Annotated in this window: 6 protein-coding genes and 2 pseudogenes; 6 read left to right on the top strand and 2 right to left on the bottom strand. The window is 71.5% G+C overall.

What is annotated here, in order from left to right; genetic code table 11:
- Positions 1-167 precede the first annotated feature (167 nt).
- Positions 168-479, top strand: coding sequence for a hypothetical protein (locus tag ABZ641_RS26775; protein WP_359985671.1), 312 nt, complete (start codon positions 168-170; stop codon positions 477-479).
- 239 nt (positions 480-718) lie between these two features.
- Positions 719-871: a hypothetical protein gene (locus tag ABZ641_RS26770; protein WP_359985668.1), complete on the top strand. Its 153-nt coding sequence runs from the start codon at positions 719-721 to the stop codon at positions 869-871.
- A gap of 19 nt (positions 872-890) precedes the next feature.
- Here the strand turns inward: ABZ641_RS26770 and ABZ641_RS26765 are convergent.
- Positions 891-1,450, bottom strand: a pseudogene (locus ABZ641_RS26765) (IS5 family transposase); the annotation flags it as partial.
- A 117-nt stretch (positions 1,451-1,567) separates the two neighbouring features.
- On the opposite strand from ABZ641_RS26765, the gene ABZ641_RS26760 reads away from it, so the two are divergent.
- The gene (locus ABZ641_RS26760) at positions 1,568-2,500 is read left to right on the top strand and encodes a phosphorothioated DNA-binding restriction endonuclease (protein WP_359985665.1); all 933 of its coding nucleotides are present in this window, start codon (positions 1,568-1,570) and stop codon (positions 2,498-2,500) included.
- 77 nt (positions 2,501-2,577) lie between these two features.
- Here ABZ641_RS26760 and ABZ641_RS26755 read toward each other — a convergent pair.
- Positions 2,578-2,877: pseudogene (locus ABZ641_RS26755) on the bottom strand (DNA/RNA helicase domain-containing protein); the annotation flags it as partial.
- A 62-nt stretch (positions 2,878-2,939) separates the two neighbouring features.
- Between ABZ641_RS26755 and ABZ641_RS26750 the strand changes: the two are divergent.
- The 3 genes from ABZ641_RS26750 to ABZ641_RS26740 all read left to right on the top strand — a co-directional run bounded on the left by ABZ641_RS26750 (position 2,940) and on the right by ABZ641_RS26740 (position 4,424).
- Positions 2,940-3,338: an STAS domain-containing protein gene (locus tag ABZ641_RS26750; protein WP_359985662.1), complete on the top strand. Its 399-nt coding sequence runs from the start codon at positions 2,940-2,942 to the stop codon at positions 3,336-3,338.
- Between the two features lie 63 nt (positions 3,339-3,401).
- On the top strand, positions 3,402-3,812 hold the full coding sequence (locus ABZ641_RS26745) for an ATP-binding protein (protein WP_359985659.1): 411 nt from the start codon (positions 3,402-3,404) through the stop codon (positions 3,810-3,812).
- A 459-nt stretch (positions 3,813-4,271) separates the two neighbouring features.
- Positions 4,272-4,424 carry a hypothetical protein gene (locus ABZ641_RS26740; protein ID WP_359985656.1) on the top strand — a complete coding sequence of 51 codons (153 nt, stop codon included), beginning with the start codon at positions 4,272-4,274 and terminating at the stop codon, positions 4,422-4,424.
- Positions 4,425-4,499 lie beyond the last annotated feature (75 nt).

Raw genomic sequence — 4,499 nt, 5'->3', positions numbered from 1 at the left:
CGGGCGAGGACGAGCCGCGCCAGGTCGACGGAGTAGCCGATCGGCCGGAACTCGCCGTCCGCCCGGCCCGCGGCCGGCGATTCGGCCGGCGGTGATCGCGGACGGCATCACCTGGTGCGCGATGTCCGCCGACTTTCCCGCGTGGGACCGTGCCCACGGTTTCACCGATGCCGAGCCCCTCCCGGAAGCAGCTCACCGCCGATTTCGATGCGGACCTGCGGGACGTCCCGCTGCAACTGCACGGCCTGGTGGTAAATCTCTTCTACCGCCCGGTGCCCAAGCTGAACCAGCGCCCTCGACGAGATCAACGCCCTGGAAGGGCTGCCGCTGCTCGGCGCGGTGCGCTGTCAGCGGTGACGGTAGGCGAGGCCGGCCGGTTCGGGCAGACGGTCGAGACGTACGCGCCGGACTCCGAGGTGGCCGAGGTCTACCGGATGCGGGCCAAAGCGCTCGGCGGCGCGTGGGACGGTGCCCGGTGAGCGCGTCCCGAAAGCAGCTGCCCGGTCCCAGCAGCGCGCCCGACCTCACGGCACTCCTGCGTAGCCGCCACGTGCGGATCGAGGATGCCAGGAGGCCACCCCACGCCCCGGCACCGCCCTGCAAGCCAAGGTCCGGCCGCCGGCCGCCGCAGGTTCCCGCGCAGGAACCCGAATAACCCGCGGCCCGGGGCCGATCGGCGCGCCCGGCCAGGCCGGGGATGGCCCGTCGCTCCTGGTATATGCCGGAGGAGACCGCCGACGCGCTCGCCGCCGCGGTCGAGGAACTGCACTGGCAGACCCGGCAGCCCAAGCACGTCGTACTCACGGTGCTGCTCCGCGGCGCGCTGCAGCACCAGGCCGAGGCTGCCCACCGACTACAGCTCCCCCGCTAGGGTCTGTGTGAGGTTGTGATCAGTCGGTCGTCCGTAGGAGGTCGTCGATCCAGATCATCGAGGCGCGGAGGGAAGGCCGGCGAGGTAGCTGCCGAGTGTCTTGTCGCAGCGGGTGGCGATGCCTCGCCATGCCTTCAGCTTGTTGATCAGGCGCTCGACGGTGTTCCGCTCCTTGTAGAGGTCGGCGTCGTGGCCGACCGACCGGCCGCCGGCTACCCTTCCGCTTCCGGCTTGCGGCCTGGTCCTTTTTCCCCAGAATGACGGCCTTAATGTGGCGTTTGCGCAGGTAGGCGCGGTTTCTGCGGGACGAATACGCCCTGTCCCCGGCGACCGCGCCGGGCCGGGTGCGGGACGGCCGACGGGCAAACGAACCCGCACCTTCTCAAGCACGGGAATGAATTGCGGGCTGTCGGCGGCCTGTCCTGCGGTCCGGACGAGGGCCAGCGGCCGGCACCTGCGGTCGGCAGCCAGATGGACCTTGCCGGTCAGCCCACCCCGGGACCGGCCGAGGAGGGCTTCCTTCAGGCGGAGGCTGCGCCGGAGTCGGACGCGTTGCCGTTCCTGCCGTCCGTTCTGTTCCCATGGCTCGCCCGTTACCCGGTCCAGCGCCCAGAAGCCCGGAGGCAACTTTGCTATCGCCTCGTTGAGGGCTTGCGGCCGCGGTCGCGTCGAAGCCCCGGAATACGCTATGCCGCTATGGACTGGCTGGAGCGGGTGGCGAAGCTGAGACGGTGGACGAGCAACGACGTTCGGGCACCGCACAAACCGCTGTTGCTGCTGTACGCGCTCGGTAGCTACCAGCGCGACGCCGACGACGAACTGAGGTACAGCACGATCGAGGGGGAGTTGAAGCGACTGCTGGAGGAGTACGGGCCGTCCCATCCGACCACCCCTGCGTACCCCTTCCACCACCTGGTCAGTGACGGCGTCTGGGAGGTCAGGACCGACCAGGGGCCGGGGAGCCCCGGAAGCCGAGTGGGAGTTCTCCGCTCCAGCGGCGCGGCCGGGAGGCTCGCGCCCGAGCTGCGGGCGGCACTGCGGAAGGATCCCGCGCTGCTGGGCCGGCTGGCGCGGGTGCTGCTGGACTCCCACTTCCCGCCGTCGTTGCACACCGACCTGTGCGAGGCCGTCGGACTCGACCTGGACCTGACCGAGACCGAGGGCCTGACCGGAGGCGTCCCGGGTGGAAAGGAATGGGCGGCGCGACGGCAGCGGGACCGGCGGATGCGCGAACTCGTCCTGACCGCCTACGAGTTCCAGTGCGCCTTCTGCGGCTACGACGGGATGCTGGGTGCGAGCACGGTCGGTCTGGAGGCAGCCCACGTGCGGTGGTGGTCCTACGACGGGCCGGACGAGGTCGACAACGGCCTGTGCCTGTGCTCCCTGCACCACAAGCTCTTCGACAAGGGCGTACTGGGCCTGGGGGAGGGGCACAGCGTCCTCGTTTCCCGGCGCTTCATCGGTCGCAGCGAGGCCAGCCGGCAGCAGGTGCTCGCCCTAGCTGGACGGCCGGTCATCGGCCCGCAGCCGGGGATACACCCGGTCGCGGACCGGCACCGAAAGTGGCATGCCGAACAGGTCTTCCGCGGCGAGCCCCGGCAATCCCCGACCCCGGCATACAGCGTCTGACGGAGGCTTCCCGATCGCCGGAGTCAGTGGGCGGGCAAGCTGCGGCGGCCGTGCCCCGCCTCGATCCGTTCTGCCTGCTACCCGGTGACCAACTCGCGCAGCTTGGCGCGCGTCTCCGGGTCCGTCGAGTACACGACCGTGCCGATCATGCCGCGGGTCAGCAGCACCTTGTAGGTGTTGCGGATCAGGCGGTCGACGTCGGCGTCGCTGGTGGACTTGCGGAAGACGGGATCCTTGGACGCCGTCCGGTCGGTGATCCAGCGGTCGGTCCGCCAGACGAGGTCCGGCCCGAGGATGACACCGCTCCAGTCGTACTCGAAGCCCTGGGCGGTGTACACGCAGCCGACCTGGCCGAAGTCGGCCGGATCGGTGGCCCACGCGGAAATGATGCCTCGGCCCACCCCCCAGGTGGAGCCTTCGGTGGGCTCGGAGAGATGTCATGCTCTCCTACGACAGTCATGCGCAACGCGCCGGGCCGGCAACCGACATCAGCATCCGCACCACAACAGTGGGCCACGCCGCGGTGTGCACACTGGCCGGAATGATGCACGCGGAGAACGAGGAACAGCTTCAGCGCGCACTGGGCGCGGCCCTCGACCGCCGACCCGCCGTGGACCTCTCCGCGGTGCGCCTGTTCACCTCCAGCGGACTGAACACGCTGCTCGTCGCCAGCCGCGCCGCACACGCCTGTGGCGCTGCGCTGGTCCTCCTCGCTTCCAGCGCGAACGTGCGGCGCGTCCTGGCGATCACCGGCATCGGCAGGCTGTTCCCCGTCTTTCCCAGCCTGCGACTGGCACTGCAGTACCGGAACCCGGAGGGACGCCGCGACAAGGCGTGATGCGGACGGTGGCGGGTACACGCGACGGTCGATGAACGCCCCGACCTGCTCGAGTCCGGTCATGTGCCCACCACTTGCCGCCACCGCCCACCGCAGCCTGGTCTTTGGACTGGGCGAGCGGGGCACGGGGTTCGCCCCGGCCTGGATTTCGTCCGCTTCGCGCTGGCGCAGTGGCGGCCCGGCACGGATGCGGCGGTCGTGGACGACGTGCTGCTGGTGGCCGCCGAGCTGCTCGCCAACGTCGCCGACCACGCCGGCGGCACACTGGCCCTGGAGCTGCGGCTCGACCCGCGCGGGGAACGGTTGCGCATCGACGTCACCGACGCCAGCCGGGCCGAACCGCGGATCTTCCCCGCCCGGGCGGGACAGCCACACCACCGCGGCCTGCGCATCCTCGACCACATCGCCTCCGCCTGGGGCTGCCGCCCCCACGCCACGGGCAAGGCGGTGTGGGCCGAGATCCGCCTGCCGTGACTGCCGTCCCGCGCAACGGCGCCGCCGGCGCCACGTGCCGAGACTCAGGCCGGCCGGTGCGGGCGAGCATGGCGGCGAGGCGCCGGACCGCCGAACTGCTCGCCGCCGACCCGCGCACCGCCAAGGTCACCCGAATCGCGATGCGCTGAGGTTTCGCCCATGTCGGCCATTTCGCCGCCTACTACCGCCGGGCCTACCAGACCTCGCCCGGTACCGCCCTGCACCGCCGGCGGGCGCCCGCGCGGGCCGCTGTCGAGCAGGCCCCTCGCCCAGGAGCCAGGCTGGGGGCGTGAATACCCGTTCCTACGATGGCCCGGCCGTCCTGCGCACCGCGAGCGGAACCCAGTACGACTGCCGTGCCTCCCTGGTCTGGCGGCCGACCCGCACGGTTCGGGCCGAGGCCTCCGCGCCGGCCGACCGGCCCCAGGTCCCGGGCCAGGGGGGAGGGCGAACTTTGCCTTGAGAGCACGGACGAGGGCCCTCAGCGCACGGTTCGCCTGCGAGGACCGCGACGCCCTCGTCCTTGTCGCCGCCCAATCCGGCACCGTGACGGTGGTCGACACGGACGGCCCGTTCCTCCTCGTCCGCGGCATCGGCACCCCGCCCTTTTGAAGGCCATTGCGCCGCGCCAGCCCCCGTACGCGCACGGGCGCAGCGGCAGGCATCCTGTCGCTGCGCCCGCCGCCC

The organism is Kitasatospora sp. NPDC007106 (assembly GCF_040634455.1).
Lineage (GTDB): Bacteria > Actinomycetota > Actinomycetes > Streptomycetales > Streptomycetaceae > Kitasatospora > Kitasatospora arboriphila.
Note: the sequence above shows the minus strand (reverse complement) of the source record. Positions and strands in the feature narration are given on the sequence as shown.

What these genes read in the sequence shown, in the direction of transcription:
- ABZ641_RS26775 (WP_359985671.1), top strand. Translation starts at nt 168, where the DNA reads ATGCCGAGCCCCTCCCGGAAGCAGCTCACCGCCGATTTCGATGCGGAC.
- ABZ641_RS26770 (WP_359985668.1), top strand. Translation starts at nt 719, where the DNA reads ATGCCGGAGGAGACCGCCGACGCGCTCGCCGCCGCGGTCGAGGAACTG.
- ABZ641_RS26760 (WP_359985665.1), top strand. Translation starts at nt 1,568, where the DNA reads ATGGACTGGCTGGAGCGGGTGGCGAAGCTGAGACGGTGGACGAGCAAC.
- ABZ641_RS26750 (WP_359985662.1), top strand. Translation starts at nt 2,940, where the DNA reads ATGCTCTCCTACGACAGTCATGCGCAACGCGCCGGGCCGGCAACCGAC.